Raw genomic sequence first — 16,620 nt, 5'->3', positions numbered from 1 at the left:
CCACCCTTGTTTGGTGCCCATCCCTTCGAAAGCGCCCGGGAAGCGGACAGGCGGCATTTTCGTTGACTTCCCGAGATGACGTCACGTCAGGTCATCCGCGAACGGATGCGATCGACCAGCACGGCCAGAATGATGATCACGCCCACCAGCGTCTGCTGCCAGTAGGAGGAGACCTGCGCCAGCACGAGGCCATTGCGGATCACCTCCAGCAGCACGCAGCCGACAATGGCCCCGAGCGGGCCGCCAATGCCGCCGGCGAGATTGGCGCCGCCGATCACGGCCGCCGCGATCACGTTGAGCTCGTAGGAGGTCGCCATGTTGGCCGGCGCCGATCCGAGCCAACCGGAGATGATGATGCCCTGGAGCCCTGCGGCGAGCGCGCAGATCACATAGACCTCGATCTTCACCCGCACCACGGGGATGCCGGTCAGCTCCGCCGCCTTCTCGTTGCCGCCGAGCGCGAAGACGTGGCGGCCGAACGAGGTGTGGTGCAGCACCACGGCCATCGTCAGCGCGAGGACCACGAGATAGATGAAAGGCACGGGCACGCCGAGCACGTCGCCCGAGGTGAGCGCATAGAAATAATCGGCATCCGGCCCGCCCGGAAAGCTGCCGCGGCCGTTGGAGACGACATAGCCGAGCCCGCGCACGATCGAGAGCATGCCGAGCGTGGTGACGAAGGGCGACAGGCCGAGCACGGCGATGCAGAAGCCGTTGACGAGGCCGGCGATCAGCGCGACGCCGAGGCCGGCGAGGATCGAGACCAGCAGGATCAGGCCGGGCACATTGGCGAGCACGGTCTTGCCGTCGGCCGCCATGTGCACCAGCGGCGAGCCGGGCGCCGACAGCTCGGTCATCACCATCGAGGTGATCATGGCGGAGAAGCACATCATCGAGCCGACCGAGAGATCGATGCCGCCCGTGATGATGACGAAGGTGACGCCGAGGGTGGCGATGGCGATGAAGGAAAAGTTCTTCGCCACGTTCTGCATGTTGCCTTGGGTGAAGAAGTACGGGCTGGCGAAATGCATGATCACCAGCAGCACGGCGAGCGCGAGCAGGACATAGCCGGTCTGCGAGGCGAAGATGCCGCGCTGCCACCATTTGATCTTGCCGACATTGGTGAAGCTGATCGGGGATTCCATGGGCATGGCCATCACGCCGCCTCCTTCGCGCCGGTGATGAGAGCGGTGACTTCCTCTGGGCTGGTCTCGCCGATCGGCTTGTCGGCCCGCTTCTCGCCGCGGCGCATGACGATGACGCGGTCACACACGGCGAACACGTCGGGCATGCGGTGCGAGATCAGCATCACGGCGACGCCCTGCTCCTTGAGCCGGTGGATCAGGCCGAGCACCTGCTCGACCTGGCGCACCGAGATTGCCGCGGTCGGCTCGTCCATCATCACCAGCCGCGCATTGGAGAGCCGTGTCCGCGCGATCGCGACGGCCTGGCGCTGGCCGCCCGACATCTGCTTGACGAGATCGTCGGGCCGCGTCTCCGAGCGCAGCTCGCCGAACAATTCCAGCGCGCGCGCCGCCATTGCCTTGTGGTCGAGCAGCGCGATGGGGCCGAATTTGCGCTTGAGCTCGCGGCCGAGGAAGACGTTGGCGGCCGCGGTCAGATTGTCCGATAGCGCGAGGTCCTGGTAGACCACCTCGATGCCGACGGCGCGGGCATCGACGGGACGATTGAAATGCACCGCGCTGCCGGCAAAGCGCATCTCGCCGTGCGTGGGGCGGAAATTGCCGGCGATGATCTTGACCAGCGTCGACTTGCCAGCGCCGTTGTCGCCCATCAGCCCGACCACCTCGCCGGGGAAGACCTGCATGTCGACGTCATGCAATGCGCGGATTGCGCCAAACTCCTTGCCGATGCCGGTGAGCTCGAGCACCGGTGTCGCGTCAGCCTTCGTCATCAGCGGCGTTCCTCAGACATAGCGGTTGACCAGGGATTCCAGATATTCCTGCCGGCCCGAGCGCGGCTGCGGATCGAAGCCGGGACTCATCGCACGGTCGGCGAGATCGGCGAGCGAGCGCTGGCCGCCGAGAATGGCGCGGCCCTCGGGACCGGCCCATCCGTCGTAGCGCGTCGCAAGCGGCGCGGTGAGGACGCCGGCATCGAGCATGTCCGCGGCGGCGAGGAAGGCGCGCGCGCAGGCATCCATCGAGCCGACATGGGCGTGGATGAGATCATCGGGATCGATCGACTGGCGGCGGATCTTGGCGTCGAAATTCAGCCCGCCCGAGGTGAAGCCGCCGCGGTTCAGGATCTCGTGGAACACCAGCGACAATTCGCTCACGTTCATCGCGAACTGGTCGGTGTCCCAGCCGAGCAGATCGTCGCCGCGGTTGATGTCGAGCGAGCCGAACACGCCGAGCGCCTCGGCCAGTGCGACCTCGTGATGGAAGGAGTGGCCGGCGAGGATGGCGTGGTTCTGCTCGATGTTGAGCTTGACGTCCTTGAGCAGGTCGTAGCGTTCGAGGAAGCCGTAGCAGGTGGCGACATCAAAGTCGTATTGGTGCTTGGTCGGCTCCTTCGGCTTGGGCTCGATCAGGATCGGGCCCTTGAAGCCTATTCTGTGCTTGTGCTCGACGACGAGCGAGACGAAGCGGCCGAGCTGGTCGAGCTCGCGCTTGAGATCGGTGTTGAGCAGCGTCTCGTAGCCCTCGCGGCCGCCCCACAGCACATAGTTCTGGCCGCCGAGCCGGTGCGTCACCTCCAGCGCGGCGCGGACCTGGCCGGCGGCATAGGTGAAAATGTCGGGGTCCGGGTTGGTCGCGGCGCCCGCCATGTAGCGGCGATGCGTGAACAGGTTTGCAGTACCCCAGAGCAGTCGGACTTTTGCGGTTGCCATCTTCGCTTCGAAGACATCGGCGATCGCGTTGAGGTTGGCGACGGACTCGCTGAGCGAATCCCCTTCCGGCGCCGCATCGACGTCGTGGAAGGTGAAGAACGGCACGTCCAGCAGGCGGAACAGCTCGAAGGCGACATCGGCCTTGGCGCGCGCCATGGCCATCGGATCGGTGCCGTGATGCCAGGGCCGCAAGAAGGTCTCTCCGCCGAAGGGATCGCCGCCCGGCCAGCACAGCGAATGCCAGTAGCAGACTGCAAAGCGCAGATGATCCTCGAGCCTGCGGCCGTGCACGAGGCGATCCTTGTCGTACCAGCGGAAGGCATGCGTGTTCGCGGCATCCTTGCCGGCGAAGGCGACGGGGGTACTTGCATCGAAGAATTTGGCTGACGCGTTCACTTAAAGTCACTCCTTCAATGCGGGATAAAGCGCGCGCCAGCGGCGATAGGCTTCGTCATAGGCGGCGGTCACGGATGCGCGGGGCGCGAAGCTCGCGAGCCGCCGCGGACGGCTGCAGACTTGCGCGGGACCTTCGCCGGTGGCGGCGAGCCGGCCGAGCCGCGCAGCGCCGAGCGCAGCGCCGACCTCACCCTCCTCGACGCGGTGGACGGGAATGCCGAGCACGTCCGCGCAGATCTGGGCCCACAGCGGCGAGCGCGAGCCGCCGCCGACGAGATCGACTTCGCTGATCGGCCCGCTCGCCGCGCTCAGGGCCGCGAGGTTGTCGCGCGCGGCGAACGCGACGCCTTCGAGCACGGCCTGCACGATCTGGGATCGCCCGGTAGCGCCGCGCAGCCCGACGAAGGCGCCGCTCGCGGCGGCATCGTTGTGCGGGGTGCGCTCGCCATCGAGATAGGGCAGGAATTTGATCGGGCTCGGCCCATCGACGCGCTCGCCGAGCGGCGCGAGAAGCGTGGCCGCCGGCGTCTCCATGACATCGGACAACCAGGCGAGCGAGGCCGCCGCCGACAGCATCACGCCCATCTGGTGCCAGAGGCCGGGCAGCGCGTGGCAGAAGGCATGCACCGCTGACGCCGGCGCCGGCGCAAAGCGATCGGTGACACGAAACACCACGCCGGAGGTGCCGAGCGAGAGGAAGGCATCACCAGGCGCAATCGCGCCAAGCCCGATCGCGCTCGCCGCGTTGTCGCCGGCGCCGCCGGCCACCACGACGTCCTTCGCCATGCCCCAACGCTGCGCATATTCCGGCGCGAGCACGGCGCTCACTGCGCTGCCCTCGACGAGGCGCGGCATGTGGTGGAGATCGAGGCCGGTCGCATGCAGCAGCAGGGCCGACCAGCGGCGCTGGCCGACATCGAGCCACAGCGTACCGGCCGCATCCGACATGTCCTCGACCATCTCGCCGGTCAGCCGGTAGCGGACATAGGCCTTGGGCAGCAGCACCTTGGCGACGCGCTTGAAGATCTCCGGCTCGTGCCGCGCGACCCAAAACAGCTTTGGCGCGGTGAAGCCGGGCATCGCCAGATTGCCGGCGATCGCGTGCAGCGACGGACAGCGCCGCTCCAGCATGGCGCATTCGGCCTGCGAACGGCCGTCGTTCCAGAGGATCGCGGGACGCAGCGGGCGCCCGTCCTCGCCGAGCAGCGTCGCGCCATGCATCTGGCCCGACAGGCCGATGCCGGCAACCCGCGCCACCTCGCGCGGATGATGGCTTGCGAGATCGTCGACCGCGCCGATCGCGCCCGCGACCCAGGCGTCGGGATCCTGCTCGGACCACAGCGGCGCCGGATGCGACAGCGCGAGCTCGCGCGCCGCCGTCGCGACCACCGCGCCGGCTTCGTTCACGAGAACCGCCTTCACACCGGACGTGCCGATGTCCAGTCCGAGATACACGCCATCCTCCCCTTCTTCCGCCGCGGTGCGCGAGCTTGATGTCGCCTTCCCCGCAACGGGCCGTTTCCAGATCGACCTGCCGCTAGGGCAGATTGTCCCGCATCACGATGTCGATCCTGATCTTCTCCTGTTCGCGCAGGATCGGCTCGCCGCGGGCGAGCGCGAGCAGCACGCGCACTGCGGCGCGCGCCTCATGTCCCGGATTCTGCGAGATCGCGGCATCCATCACACCCTGCAGCAGCAGCCGGCGCGTCAGCGCGGTGACGTCGTGCCCGACAAACACGACCTTGTCGCGGCCGGCCTCGCTCAACGCTTTGTTGTTCAACGCTTGGGCGACACCCTGCGTGCCGGCGCCGACGTTATAAAGGCCGACAATGTCAGCATGCCTGCCCAACAGCCGGGCCAGCAGCTGCTCCGAGCGCTCGTCCTCGTCGCGCCCTTCCAGCACCGGCAGCACGCTGAGGTCAGGGAATTCGCTAGCCATCACCTGGTTGAAGCCGAAGATGCGCTCGGCATGGTCGCGCAGCCCTTGCGAACCCGCGACGACGGCAACCTTGCCGGAGCGGCCGCCGACCAGCCGCCCGACCAGCGCGCCGGCGGTGCGTCCCGCGGCGATGTTGTCGATGCCGACATAATGGTGGCGGCGCGAGGACGGCACGTCCGAGACCAGTGTCACGACCCTGGTGCCGGCATCGACCAGATCATTGATGGCGGCGCGAACGGTGGGGTGATCCAGCGCCACCACGGCGACGCCGTCGTAATCGCCGGACAGCGCCTCCAGCGAGGCGGCCAGCACGGAGGCGTCGAACACGTCGGTGGCGACCATCTCGACATTGAGCCGGCGCGCCGAGAGCCAGCCTGACATCTCGCCGAGATAGGCCTCGATCTGCTGCATGAACGGGTTCGGCCCCGACGGCATCACGAAGGCAAAGCGGCGGGCGCGGCCGCGCGCGAGCTCGGCGGCCGCCACATGCGGCTGGAATGAATTGCGCTCGATCGCCTCCCTGACGCGCCGGACCGTGTCCGGCCGTACGCCCGGGCGGTTGTGCAGCACGCGATCGACTGTTGCCAGGCTCACCCCCGCCTCGCGGGCGATGTCCTTCAGCGTCAGCGCGGCGGTGGTCAGCGTGTCGGCCATGGCTGAAGGCTAGCAGAGGCGTTTTGAGGTACGCAACTCATTTTGAGGGGCGGCAGGGCATTTTCGAGCCCGGGTTGAGCCGGGCCGCGGCTAGCCGCCGGTCAGATCCAACATCAGGAACAGGCTGTTGGGATCCTCGACATAGCCCTCGAACGGGCCGCAGAGCACAAAACCGTGCGCCTGATAGAGCGCATGCGCCGGCTTGAAATAATCCCACGAACCGGTCTCGAGGCTGAGCCGCTGCAGCCCGCGCCCGCGGGCCTCCGCGATGATGTGGCGAAGCATCTGGCCGCCAAAACCGCGCCGGCGCTCGGTCTGCAGCGTATGCATCGACTTGACCTCGCCGTGACCAGGCGAAAGCGTCTTCAGCGCGCCGGTGGCGACCAGCGTCTCGCCGTCCCAGCCGGTCCAGAACGCGACGTCGCGCGCGCGAAGGCCCGCGAGATCAAGCGCATGCGCGCTGCCCGGCGCGGTCTGCGCCCGCGCGGCCGTGACGTGATAATCGAGCAGCGCGATGACGCGCGGATCGAAGGTGTCGCCGGCGCGGATCTCTATCGTCACGGCCGCACTCCGCTTGCAAGCTGCTTCTGCATGAAGACGAGATCGAGCCAGCGGCCGAACTTGCAGCCGACCTCCGGCATGCGACCGACCTCGGCGAAGCCGAGCGAGGCGTGCAAGGCAATCGAGGCGGCGTTGGCAGCCTCGATGCCGGCGATCATGGCGTGCTTGTTCAGCGCAGTGGCGCGCTCTATCAGCGTTGCCATCAAGCAGCGGCCGACGCCGAGCCGATGATGCCGCTCACCGACGTAGACCGAGTTCTCGACGGTATGGCGATAGCCGGGAAAGGGGCGGAAGTCGCCGAACGAGGCGAAGCCGACGACGTCCCGGCCCTTCATCGCGACCAGCACGGGATAGCCGGCCTCCTGCCGTGCACCCATCCACGCGCGCCGCGAGGCGAGATCGGCCGGACCGTCGGTCCACACCGCCGTGGTGTTGAGCGCAGCATGATTATAGATCGCGAGGATATCCGCGGCGTCCTCCAGCGTGGCGTCCCGCACGATCAGCGGCATCACATCTTCCCGTAAGAGGTGCCGCGCCGCGTGATGATGACGTAGCGCGCGTCCTGCCTGGTTTCGTTCTCGAAGGTCACCGCGCGCATCACGTCGAAGTCGAGACAGTCGCCGTCGCGCAGGCGCACCGTCTTGGCGTCGATATGCACGCAGACCGCGCCCTCCAGCATCAGGAGCTGCTGGGTGAAGGCGTTGCGGCCCCAAGGACTGTAGGAGACGCGCGCGCCGGCGGGCAGGTCGACGACGATGATCTCGAGGCCGCTCGCCGCATCCGGCGGCGAGGCATGACGCCGGCGGTAGCCGCTGTCGGGATCGCGCCAATGCGGCTGGTCGGCGAGCCGCATCAGGCGCTCCGGCGGCTTCTCCGCGAGCGCGACGACGTCGCTGAGCGTAACGTCGAGCGCCGCGCAGAGCTTGTTGAGCAGCGCCGCCGTCGCGCTGCTCTGCGCCCGCTCCACCCGCCCGATCATGGCCCGGCTGACACCGGAGCGGCCTGCGAGTTCGTTCAACGTCATGCCCGCCTGCGTCCTCAAGGTCTTCAAGCGACGACCGATCGCGCGGTCGAGTTTCTGCTGGTCCATGGCTGTCATCCGAACATTTCCCGATACGAGGACCGCACCCATCGGGGCAACAGAAGCTTAAGCCGGGCGAGCCGCGCGTGCCGGGAACGAGGAGCTAATATATTAGAATCTTTGCGCGGCAAATTCTCTGGAATCTTGCCAGAGCCCGCCAGGACATGGCGGGCTCGGCAGGGTGTCCCCGGGGAAATTCGCTAGATGAGAAAATCCGGCGCCGCACCGTGGGCCTGCGGGATCATGGACCCGGGCGCGAGGTGAAGCGCCATCGCATGATGATCCGCGTCGGTCAGCGTCAAAATATTGGTCTGAGGGTCGAAGGCCACGTTCACCTTGGCGTCGAAGCCATCCAGCACCAGCGTTGTGCCCGGCGTATAGTTCGAGATGACACCGGACGTTTGCTTGGCATTGGGCCCGAACACGAATGTGTCCGTCCCCGTCAGGACGACGTTGCTGCCCAGATTGCCGGTGACCACCAATGTCCCGTTGTTGACGTTGACGGCTCCAGCCCCGCCCAGATTGCCGACCTTGAGCACGCCGCTATCCAGGACAGTGCCGTTGTTGACGAAATTGCCCGAGACATCCACCTCGCTGCCGGCGTGCACATTGACGATGCCGCCATTGGTCAGGCCATTCCCGAAATCGATCGTACCGCCCTGGTCGGCGGTGATCGTTCCAAAGGTGTTGAAAACGGCGTCGTCGAAATTGAGCGAGGCGTGCACGGCTTCGATCAGGCCGCTGCTGGTGACGGAATTGCCGGTGTTCACGCTGAGCGGCTGGGACCCGTTCGCCTCGAGCATGCCGGAGACGCCGATATCCAAAGTGAGGCCGTGATCGCCGTTTCCGATGGTGCCGGCGCCGTCGATCGCGCCGCCTTCGAGGTCGAGCGTGTGATGCCCACCGCTGCTCAGGATTAGGGAGCCCGGATCGAGCTTGATCTCGCCATTGCCGATGACCGTGGTGTCGCCGGTCAGGATGACTTTCGCGGCATTGAAGAGCTCGATCCTGCCGCCGTTGTTCAGCAGGCCGCTGACATTCAGAACGCTTCCGGCGCCGTCGTCGAACACGGCACCAGCCTTGAGCGTCACATTGTTGAAGCTGTTGCCGCTGCCTGCAACGGATTCGATGAGTCCGCCTGATGTCGCATCCAGCGACGTCCCGTCCAGATGCACATTGTCGAAGGTGATGGTGCCGCCATTGGCGACGATCGCACCGAGGGAACCGCCGGCGATCGTATCGTTCACGAACGCGAGCATCGCCTGGGTTTCGCTCAGCGAGCCGAGATTGCTGATCGTGCTGTTGCTGATCACACCGGCGCTGCCGGTCTCGTGCAAATTGCCGGTCACGCTGATATTGATCGTGGCCCGGTCAATCGACGTGAAGCCGGTCGAGCCGGTGACAGTCAGAACGCCGCCGCTGGCGTCATTCACGTCAGTGACCGTGATCGCGACGTTCTTTGTGGTGATTTCTGTCCCGTCGCTGACCGCGACGGTGACGTCATAGACGTTGTCGTGATTCGCGTCCTTCGGCGCCTCGAAGTCGGGCGCGGACTTGAACGTCACATCGCCCGTCGCCGACACGTCGAACAGAGCCGCGTCAGTGCCGGACAGCGAGTAGGTCAGCGCGGGACTGTCCACATCGGTCGCCGCGATGTGGTAGGCGACGCCAGAGCCATTCTCCGCGAAGCTTGCCGTCGTGCCCGAGCTGATCACGGGCGCATCATCGATTCCGGTCAGCGTCACGGTGACGCTCTGTGCCCCGTAGAAGCCGCCGAGGGCCAAGATGAAGATGTCGGTATGGGTCTGTCCGGCCGCGAGCGGAGCGATGTTGGCATGAGAGACATCATAGGTCCACGTCACCTTGCCATCGGCAGCGTCGGCGGTGGCCGTGAGTGTGCCGAGATTGCCGTCTTGCGGTGTCACCGCGATCCTGTCGGTACCGGCAAAGAAACCCGCCTGCGATGTCGAAACATGGGCAGCGCCATTGTCCGTCAGCTTCGCTGCGGTGAAGGAAGACGTAGTAAGATCTCTCACAAAGATGTCGTAGGTTTTGTTGGTATCGCCCGGCACCAGAATGCTGGTTAAAGACTCGAATGCCACCTTGGTGCCATCAGGCGAGAATACGGGAAGCCGGCTGCCGCCTCCGAATTCCCACGGGAAGCCCCCATTGGTCGAGACGGCCGTGATGGCGCCGGTGACCAGGTCCTTCACAAAGATGACCTGATCGCCATGGCCACCCGGCACGAGATTGGTGGCACTGGAATAGAACGCAATCTTGGTGCCATCAGGCGAGAATACAGGTTTCTGGGCTTCGCCGTTGTTCTGCGGGATTCCGTCGGCATCGGTCGATACCAGCGTGACCGCGCCTGTGGTCAGATCCTTAATGACGATGTTACCGATTCGGTTGTTGTTACTACCCGGCACAAGAGTTTCGGCAAAGGTATAGAACGCCACCTTGGTGCCATCTGGCGAGAACACCGGGTCGAAGCTGCCGTGATCCCCGCGAGCGCCGCTGGCGCTGACCGACACCAGTGTGGTGGTCCCGATGGCAAGATCCTTGATGTAGATCTCGGTGGTGTCGCCAAATCCTGTATTCGACCCGAACACGATCTTGGTGCCATCGGGCGAGAACGAGGGGGGGAAGGTAAAGCCATTCTCATCGCCGCCGTTGCCGGGTCCTCCGTTGTATGGATTGGGCGCTATGAGCGTTATCGCGCCAGTGGTGAGGTCCTTGATAAAGATGTCGCGCAGGTGGTCGGTATCATCAGGCACGAGATTGTCGGCATCGGAAAGGAACGCAACCTTGGTGCCGTCAGGCGAGAATATTGGATTGGTGGTCGAGAAGCCGTCCGCCTGCTCCCCACTGGCACTGGTCGACACGCGCGTGAGGGCACCGGTGGCCAGGTCCTTCACGAAGATGTCGGCGCCCGCTGCGAACGCCAACTTGGTGCCATCGGGCGAAAAAATCGGCTGGTAGCCACCCAGCTGAACCCCGCTGGCATCGGTCGACACGAGCGTGATCGCCCCGGTCGAAAGGTCCTTCACGAAGACGTCGGGTGCACCGTTGGTATCGCCGGGCACCAGATTGTCGGCATAGGATGCGAACGCCACTTTCGTGCCGTCGGGCGAGAACACGGCCTGGACACTCGCGCCATCCGCCTGCGCCCCGGTTGCGCTGGTCGACACGCGCGTGAACGCATCGGCGTTGCCACCGCAAGTGGTGAAACCAGGTGCTGAATTTGTCATCCATGCCTCCGTTTGCCCGGCAACAGGCCGGGTCCGAATGTTTTGTTCGATGATCAGAAACAAAAACGCGGCGCCAATAAGTCGCTGCCGACCAGACTGCTGATCAAAGCAAGTCTAGTGCCCCTGGATGACGAACGCTTGATGTCGCGCGATGCGTCATCGCTGCAAATCTGCGAATGATGGTGCATGGATTCCGGCATGGCTCGAACGACAACACGCATGCTCGGGCAATCAGCATCCATGAGTCTTGCTTCGTCTCCGATCAACACTTGAGCAGATTTTGGCCGCTGTGACTGCTCCGAAGGCTGCTTCGTCCTTGGCGCTGAGGTCATTGATCGAATCGTCGAAAGGCGTTCGATGCGCCCGGAAGACGTTCGAGCCTTGCACGCCGGATGCCGTCACCGCCCTCGCGTTTCGACCGTCGCATTCGGCCAACGGCAGGCATTCGCAAGTCTGGCGCGGACAATGTCGATGCCGGCGAGGTCAAAGGTCGCGCTGATGGTGCGCCCCGTACCGTCGGTCACGGCGATCGGCATCCGCCCGCCGCCGAGCGCGCGCACCAGATCGACCGGGTCGTCCGCCATGAAGGCGGCGCGGCCATCGATCGCCAACCGCCAGCGTAGCGGTCTTGCCGCCGGCAGATCGGAGGACAGCGCGACCTCGACGTCACCACTGCGCGAGGCGCGCCAGACGCCGTTGGCTCCAAGGGACATCTCGGTCCGCTGGTTCCGGCAACGCAGGACCAGCGTCTGCGGCGCATCGGCGGCAATGGGGGGCAGCGCATACAGCTTGGCCACGAAGAGCGGCGAGAAGTCTCGCGGGGACGTGGTCTCGCTAATGAGCCATCCTTTAGCAGCCGGAAGCGCTGCGGTCGGATCGTCGCGATCGGGGTGTGCCGCCACTGGCGGCGGCCCGGATGCGGTCGGCGCGGGCGGCATGCGGGCGCGCGGCTTCGCAGGCCCATCGCCGGACTGCCGGGCTTCGTCCTTGTTGGCGAACAGATGATCGAGGCATTGTTTCTCCGCACTGTGCGCCTTCAACCTGCAGCCAAGACGAGCCGCAGTGTCGCTGCTGACCTGATCGCAGGCGGCTTCAGCGTTGCGTGTCTGTGCGAAGCATTCGTCCAGGCCCTTCAAGGTGCTGGACGCGGATTGACCGTGGGCTTCCGCGATCTCGACCATGGCGAACAGGATAGCGGCGAGCCGCCTCATGGACGCGCCGTCCGATTGGCCATCTGGGGATCCCGCCAGCTCTCGGCCGCCTTCAGGCGCTGCAATCCGGGAACGCTGGCAGAGGGATCGGCATCCTTCCATTTCGGATCGAAGCCGGACACGCGCAGCTCGTCGAGCTTGCCGAACAGTTCGTTCACGAAGGCGGTCACACGGTCATGGCGCGGCGAGCCCGGCTTCCAGTTATACGCAACCAGAACCGTCGACACCGCGATCGTCTCGACTGTTTGTCCCGCCGGCACCAGCGCCGGATAGTCGGCCGAGGTCAGCGAGGCGGGCACGTAATAGTCGATCAATCCAGGACCAAACGGCACCGGCAGGAACTTGAAGCCCTCATCCCACTTGCGCTTCACGAACGCGTCTACCGGCTTGGACGTGACGAAGACCACGGCCGCCATTTCGCCCTTGCGCATCTGCTCGAGTGCAACCGGGTGAGGCATGAATGTCTTCTCGACCTCGATACCGAGGCGGCTGAAAACGAGCGGACCCGAATAGGCGGCGGCGGTGCCCTGCGTGTTGAAGTTCACCTTCCTGCCCGCGAGGTCGGCGAGCGAATTGATCTCCGGACGCGCGAAGATGTGCAGCTCCGACGGAAACAGGTTCATCACGTGGACGATACGGTTTCCGATCTCGGGCACCTGAGCGCGGTACTCGTCGAGCGAATCGCTGTTGATGATCGCGACGTCGACCCCCTTGAGATAGAGCAGATCGTTGACGTTCTCGGTCGGTCCGCGCGTCACGATCGGAAGCACGTTGACCTTTCCGCCCTCGTTGACGACGCGCGAGATCTCGGTGGCGAAGCGGAGCGGCGCGCCTTCCAGCAATCCGGCGGCGAGACCGACCGAGCCCGCGTTGATGCGATCCCTTACCTCCGCTTCCGCGCTTCGCGGTTGAACGGGGCGCGCGGCGTAGCTCCCGCGCGCCGGTGCGGGTGCGGCACGCTCAACGGATCGCTTGTCACCACCGGCCCTGTTGGCATTTTGCGCGGAAGCGGGCAGCTCGAGCAGCGACAAGGCCAGTATGAACAGCAGCTTGCGCATCATCGCGGCCTCCTATGTCTATGGCCGGACGTAGCTCCAGCCCTTCTCCTGCAGCTCCATCATGTGGACGACGCCCGAGGGCACCATGGACGCCTCCGGCAGCAGCTCCAGCGGCTTGCCTTCCTTCTTTTCCATCCCTTCCCTGGTGACGCCGCATGCGGCGAAGCGGATCTTGCTCGGGAAGGCGAGCTCGTTCATAGCGTGAATGCGATCGGCGACCGGTGTCGTGTCCTTGGGCAGCATGTGCAGCCCGGGACCGAACGCCACGATCTCGACATCGGCTTCCTCGCCCTTCTTGCGGTAGTATTCGAGCACGTTGGTTGCGTTGTTGAGCGCCAGATTCATCACGGCGGGATCGTTCTGGTTGACCTGGATCACGAGCCGATGCGCCGCCGGCTTGTCCGGCCGAGCGACGGCTTGCTTCTTCGCAACCATGGCCCGCGCCGCGATCGCAGAGCCCTGCTGCGGTTGCATCGAGGTCATGGGATATGCCGAGCTGATTGCGAATGTGGCAATCATGGCTGTGACGATATGGATTCGTGCATCAGGCATGGACCATCTCCCCTCTGGGTCTTGCGCTCTACATGCGGTGCGACTCGTTCGATCTCGATCCGGCCCTTGAGCCGACCCGTTGATGCTGCGTGCGGATTTGCGCGGGCGGTGCCCGGAAACATGAACTCCGTGTCGGCCTGCCGACAGACTGCAGTTCGTGCTAAGCGCAATGGACTAAGCGCGGCACATCAGCTCGACGTGCCCGTTCGTTGGCGCACCGGTTCAAGACCGCGGGGAGAATTCGGGCCGCAACACCAAAGGGCCGATCGGGCCGGGGGAAGGGATTGGAGCGGGCGAAGGGAATCGAACCCTCGTATGCAGCTTGGGAAGCTGCCGTTCTACCATTGAACTACGCCCGCTTGTGCGCTTCGCGCCCATCCTGATTAGCCGAGACGGCGCCTCCCGCCAAGCGGTTTGGCGCGTCCGCCCGGACGGTTGTTAATGTCCTGGCAAGATTCTGGGTGCGCCGGATTGTGGCGGTGTTATGATCGGCCTGTCGGGGGAAGAGCGTGCACTGAGTGGGGCGTGTGCATGGTGGGGCGTGGCTACACGGTATTCGACACGGCGATAGGCCGTTGCGGCATCATCTGGAGCAGCACTGGTGTCGTGGCCGTGCAATTGCCGGAGGCGCGGGAGATCGACACCCGCCGCCGGATTTTCCAGGCTCATCCCGAGGCGCGCGAGCAGCAGCCTTTGCCCAATACCGAGCTTGCGATCGAGGGCATCGTGAGCCTGCTGCAGGGCAACGATCCCGATTTTTCCGACGTCAGCCTGGATGCCGGCGGCGTGCCCGGCTTCAACCGGCGGGTCTACGAATACACCTGCACGATTCCGCGCGGGGAGACGCGCACCTATCACGAGATCGCCAAGGCGCTGGGCGCCTCCGGCGCCGCGCATTCGGTGGCGCAGGCGATCGCGAAGAATCCCTACATGCTGATCGTGCCCTGCCACCGCGTGCTGGAGGCCGGCAATTACACCGGCCGGATCTCGCCTTACGGCGGGATGATCTCCAAGCGGCGGCTGCTGTCGCTGGAGGGCGCCCATCCGGTCGCCAGCAAGACGCTGTTCGAGGTGCTGCTGCCCGTTGCTCCGCCGAGGCCGTCCGGCTAAGGCGCGATCCCGATCGCACCTTAGCCTTGTCTTTTTAGGCATGATCTTGTCGGACAACCGCTACACACTTGTCCGGATCATGCCTAGATAAGGCGGCATGGATGCCACCACGCTGCTGAAGACAGGCTCGATGACCGTCTCCGAGTTTCGCTGCGATGCGGGACCGGACGACACGCCGTTCGCGGAATGCCGCACCGGCCATTCCATCGCCTATGTCCGCTCCGGCAGCTTTGGCTGCCATTGCCGTGCCGGCTTCTTCGAGCTGGTGGCGGGCTCGATGCTGGTCGGCGCCCCCGGCGAGGAATACACCTGCACGCATGAGCATGTCTCGGGCGACGTCTGCCTCGGCTTCTTCTTCAGCGAGAACCTGGTCGATGCCCTCGGGGGACGGCGCGAGATCTGGCAGGTCGGCGCGACACCGCCGCTGCCCGAGCTGATGGTGTTGGGCGAGCTGGCCCAGACGGCAGCAGATGGCAACAGCGACTTGGGTCTCGACGAGATCGGCCAAATTCTTGCGGGCCGTTTCATTGATGTGGTTTCGGGCAAGGCGCGCAAGCCGGCCACGCCGACCGCGCGCGACCGCCGCCGCGCCGTCGAGGCCGCGCTGTGGATCGACGACAATTCGTATGCCGAGCTCGACCTCGAACAGGCGGCAAAGCAGGCCGGCCTCAGCCCGTTCCATTTCCTGCGGCTGTTCTCGGCCGTGCTCGGCGTCACCCCGCATCAATATCTGGTGCGCTCGCGGCTGCGGCACGCCGCGCGCCTGCTGACAGATGATGACATTGCCGTCACCGATGTCGCCTATGACGTCGGCTTCGGCGACCTCTCCAACTTCGTCCGCACTTTCCATCGCGCCGCCGGCGTGTCGCCGACGAAGTTCCGGCAGGCCTCGAAGGGCGAGCGCAAGATTCTCCAAGAGCGGGTTGCCCTCAACTGACTAGGGTCGTCTCCGGCGCGCGCCAGTTGCGGCGCGCTTTGCAATGGAGACGAATATGTACGACCATATCGGATTGCGCGTTGCCGACCTCGACGCCGCCACGCGCTTCTACACCGCGGTGCTGGCACCGCTCGGCTATGTCCTGTGCTCAAGCGGCGACGGCTATGCCGGCTTCGGGCCGAAGGGCGAGCCGGCGCTGTGGCTGCACCTGAACAAGGGCCGGAAGGCCGACGGCGCGCATATCGCGTTCCGTGCCGAGGATCATGACGCGGTCAAGGCGTTTCACAGCGAGGGCCTGAAGAGCGGCGGCCGCGACAATGGCGGCGCCGGGCCGCGTAGGGATTACAGCCCGACTTATTATGCGGCGTTTTTGATCGATCCTGACGGCAACAATGTCGAGGCGGTTTGCGTGTGAGGCGCGACCAAGCGCTCCACATACGCAGATGCCGTAGGGTGGGCAAAGCGTAGCGTGCCCACCATCTGTCGCGATCATTGACAGATCGTGGGCACGGCGCGTTGCGCCTTTGCCCACCCTACGAGCTCCATCTCATGAGGAACAACATGGCCTCCATCCACAACGACATCCCCCTTCCCGTCCCCGCCCGCGACGTCTGGGACGCGGTGCGCGATTACGGCGCGCTGCCGCAGCGGCTGGCGCCGGGCTTCGTCACGGCGTGCACGCTCGAAGGCGATGCGCGTATCGTCACCTTCGCCAACGGCTCCGTCGCGCGCGAGGTGCTGGTCGATTGCGACGACGCGCGACGGCGTCTGGTCTATGCGATCAACAACGAACGGCTGAAGCATTACAGCGCCTCGGTGCAGGTGATCGCCGAGGGCGAGGCGCGGTGCCGGCTGGTCTGGATCATCGACATGCTGCCGAACGAACTTTCGGCCTACGTTCAGGGACAAACGAAGGAGGCCGTCGCCGCGATCCACCGGGCGTTCCCGCCTGGGTAGCTCTTTGTTTGAGCATGATCTTTTCGGAAAACCGCTGCACACTTTTCCGGATCATGCTCGCT

16 protein-coding genes and 1 tRNA gene are annotated in these 16,620 nt (G+C 65.2%); 4 read left to right on the top strand and 13 right to left on the bottom strand.

Annotated features, from left to right (window positions below; all coding sequences use genetic code 11):
• Positions 1-86: 86 nt before the first annotated feature.
• The 13 genes from JQ603_RS16070 to JQ603_RS16010 form a co-directional block, all read right to left on the bottom strand.
• The gene (locus JQ603_RS16070) at positions 87-1,157 is read right to left on the bottom strand and encodes an ABC transporter permease (RefSeq protein ID WP_212340874.1); all 1,071 of its coding nucleotides are present in this window, start codon (positions 1,155-1,157) and stop codon (positions 87-89) included.
• Positions 1,157-1,915, bottom strand: coding sequence for an ATP-binding cassette domain-containing protein (locus JQ603_RS16065; RefSeq protein ID WP_212340872.1), 759 nt, complete (start codon positions 1,913-1,915; stop codon positions 1,157-1,159). Before JQ603_RS16065 ends, JQ603_RS16070 begins: the two co-directional genes overlap by 1 nt.
• A 12-nt stretch (positions 1,916-1,927) precedes the next feature.
• Positions 1,928-3,250 (bottom strand): xylose isomerase, encoded by a 1,323-nt coding sequence (gene xylA / locus JQ603_RS16060; protein ID WP_212340870.1) that lies wholly within the window; start codon positions 3,248-3,250, stop codon positions 1,928-1,930.
• 6 nt (positions 3,251-3,256) lie between these two features.
• Complete coding sequence (xylB, locus tag JQ603_RS16055; protein ID WP_212340868.1) at positions 3,257-4,705, bottom strand: xylulokinase; 1,449 nt, start codon at positions 4,703-4,705, stop codon at positions 3,257-3,259.
• A gap of 82 nt (positions 4,706-4,787) precedes the next feature.
• Entirely contained in the window at positions 4,788-5,843 is a 1,056-nt protein-coding gene (locus JQ603_RS16050; RefSeq protein WP_212340866.1) for a LacI family DNA-binding transcriptional regulator, read from the bottom strand.
• 90 nt (positions 5,844-5,933) lie between these two features.
• Positions 5,934-6,398: a GNAT family N-acetyltransferase gene (locus JQ603_RS16045; protein ID WP_212341534.1), complete on the bottom strand. Its 465-nt coding sequence runs from the start codon at positions 6,396-6,398 to the stop codon at positions 5,934-5,936.
• 2 nt (positions 6,399-6,400) lie between these two features.
• Positions 6,401-6,913, bottom strand: coding sequence for a GNAT family N-acetyltransferase (locus JQ603_RS16040; RefSeq protein WP_212340864.1), 513 nt, complete (start codon positions 6,911-6,913; stop codon positions 6,401-6,403).
• On the bottom strand, positions 6,913-7,494 hold the full coding sequence (locus JQ603_RS16035) for a helix-turn-helix domain-containing protein (RefSeq protein ID WP_212340862.1): 582 nt from the start codon (positions 7,492-7,494) through the stop codon (positions 6,913-6,915). Before JQ603_RS16035 ends, JQ603_RS16040 begins: the two co-directional genes overlap by 1 nt.
• Before the next feature lie 191 nt (positions 7,495-7,685).
• Positions 7,686-10,733 (bottom strand): DPP IV N-terminal domain-containing protein, encoded by a 3,048-nt coding sequence (locus tag JQ603_RS16030; protein WP_212340860.1) that lies wholly within the window; start codon positions 10,731-10,733, stop codon positions 7,686-7,688.
• 398 nt (positions 10,734-11,131) lie between these two features.
• On the bottom strand, positions 11,132-11,914 hold the full coding sequence (locus JQ603_RS16025; RefSeq protein WP_245003641.1) for a type VI secretion protein: 783 nt from the start codon (positions 11,912-11,914) through the stop codon (positions 11,132-11,134).
• A 26-nt stretch (positions 11,915-11,940) separates the two neighbouring features.
• On the bottom strand, positions 11,941-13,005 hold the full coding sequence (locus JQ603_RS16020; protein WP_212340856.1) for a TAXI family TRAP transporter solute-binding subunit: 1,065 nt from the start codon (positions 13,003-13,005) through the stop codon (positions 11,941-11,943).
• Between the two features lie 15 nt (positions 13,006-13,020).
• Positions 13,021-13,554, bottom strand: a complete 534-nt coding sequence (locus JQ603_RS16015) for a DsrE family protein (RefSeq protein WP_245003640.1) — start codon at positions 13,552-13,554, stop codon at positions 13,021-13,023.
• 285 nt (positions 13,555-13,839) lie between these two features.
• Positions 13,840-13,913, bottom strand: a tRNA-Gly gene (locus JQ603_RS16010).
• Positions 13,914-14,085: 172 nt separating this feature from the next.
• On the opposite strand from JQ603_RS16010, the gene JQ603_RS16005 reads away from it, so the two are divergent.
• The 4 genes from JQ603_RS16005 to JQ603_RS15990 all read left to right on the top strand — a co-directional run bounded on the left by JQ603_RS16005 (position 14,086) and on the right by JQ603_RS15990 (position 16,558).
• Positions 14,086-14,664: a methylated-DNA--[protein]-cysteine S-methyltransferase gene (locus JQ603_RS16005; protein ID WP_212340854.1), complete on the top strand. Its 579-nt coding sequence runs from the start codon at positions 14,086-14,088 to the stop codon at positions 14,662-14,664.
• A gap of 97 nt (positions 14,665-14,761) precedes the next feature.
• The gene (locus JQ603_RS16000; RefSeq protein ID WP_212340852.1) at positions 14,762-15,601 is read left to right on the top strand and encodes a helix-turn-helix transcriptional regulator; all 840 of its coding nucleotides are present in this window, start codon (positions 14,762-14,764) and stop codon (positions 15,599-15,601) included.
• A 55-nt stretch (positions 15,602-15,656) separates the two neighbouring features.
• Positions 15,657-16,016, top strand: coding sequence for a VOC family protein (locus tag JQ603_RS15995; RefSeq protein WP_212340850.1), 360 nt, complete (start codon positions 15,657-15,659; stop codon positions 16,014-16,016).
• Positions 16,017-16,162: 146 nt separating this feature from the next.
• Positions 16,163-16,558, top strand: a complete 396-nt coding sequence (locus JQ603_RS15990) for an SRPBCC family protein (protein WP_212340848.1) — start codon at positions 16,163-16,165, stop codon at positions 16,556-16,558.
• The last annotated feature ends 62 nt before the right edge of the window (positions 16,559-16,620 follow it).

This window comes from Bradyrhizobium liaoningense, from assembly GCF_018130825.1.
Classification (GTDB): domain Bacteria; phylum Pseudomonadota; class Alphaproteobacteria; order Rhizobiales; family Xanthobacteraceae; genus Bradyrhizobium; species Bradyrhizobium liaoningense_B.
The sequence above is the reverse complement of the archived record's forward strand: the minus strand, read 5'-3'. Positions and strand labels throughout refer to the sequence as shown.

Coding starts and splice junctions, on each gene's coding strand:
- JQ603_RS16030 (WP_212340860.1), bottom strand. CDS start 10,733: ATGACAAATTCAGCACCTGGTTTCACCACTTGCGGTGGCAACGCCGAT.
- JQ603_RS16005 (WP_212340854.1), top strand. CDS start 14,086: ATGGTGGGGCGTGGCTACACGGTATTCGACACGGCGATAGGCCGTTGC.
- JQ603_RS16065 (WP_212340872.1), bottom strand. CDS start 1,915: ATGACGAAGGCTGACGCGACACCGGTGCTCGAGCTCACCGGCATCGGC.
- JQ603_RS15995 (WP_212340850.1), top strand. CDS start 15,657: ATGTACGACCATATCGGATTGCGCGTTGCCGACCTCGACGCCGCCACG.
- JQ603_RS16035 (WP_212340862.1), bottom strand. CDS start 7,494: ATGGACCAGCAGAAACTCGACCGCGCGATCGGTCGTCGCTTGAAGACC.
- JQ603_RS16020 (WP_212340856.1), bottom strand. CDS start 13,005: ATGATGCGCAAGCTGCTGTTCATACTGGCCTTGTCGCTGCTCGAGCTG.
- JQ603_RS16015 (WP_245003640.1), bottom strand. CDS start 13,554: ATGCCTGATGCACGAATCCATATCGTCACAGCCATGATTGCCACATTC.
- JQ603_RS16000 (WP_212340852.1), top strand. CDS start 14,762: ATGGATGCCACCACGCTGCTGAAGACAGGCTCGATGACCGTCTCCGAG.
- JQ603_RS16025 (WP_245003641.1), bottom strand. CDS start 11,914: ATGGTCGAGATCGCGGAAGCCCACGGTCAATCCGCGTCCAGCACCTTG.
- JQ603_RS16050 (WP_212340866.1), bottom strand. CDS start 5,843: ATGGCCGACACGCTGACCACCGCCGCGCTGACGCTGAAGGACATCGCC.
- JQ603_RS15990 (WP_212340848.1), top strand. CDS start 16,163: ATGGCCTCCATCCACAACGACATCCCCCTTCCCGTCCCCGCCCGCGAC.
- JQ603_RS16040 (WP_212340864.1), bottom strand. CDS start 6,913: ATGCCGCTGATCGTGCGGGACGCCACGCTGGAGGACGCCGCGGATATC.
- JQ603_RS16070 (WP_212340874.1), bottom strand. CDS start 1,157: ATGGCCATGCCCATGGAATCCCCGATCAGCTTCACCAATGTCGGCAAG.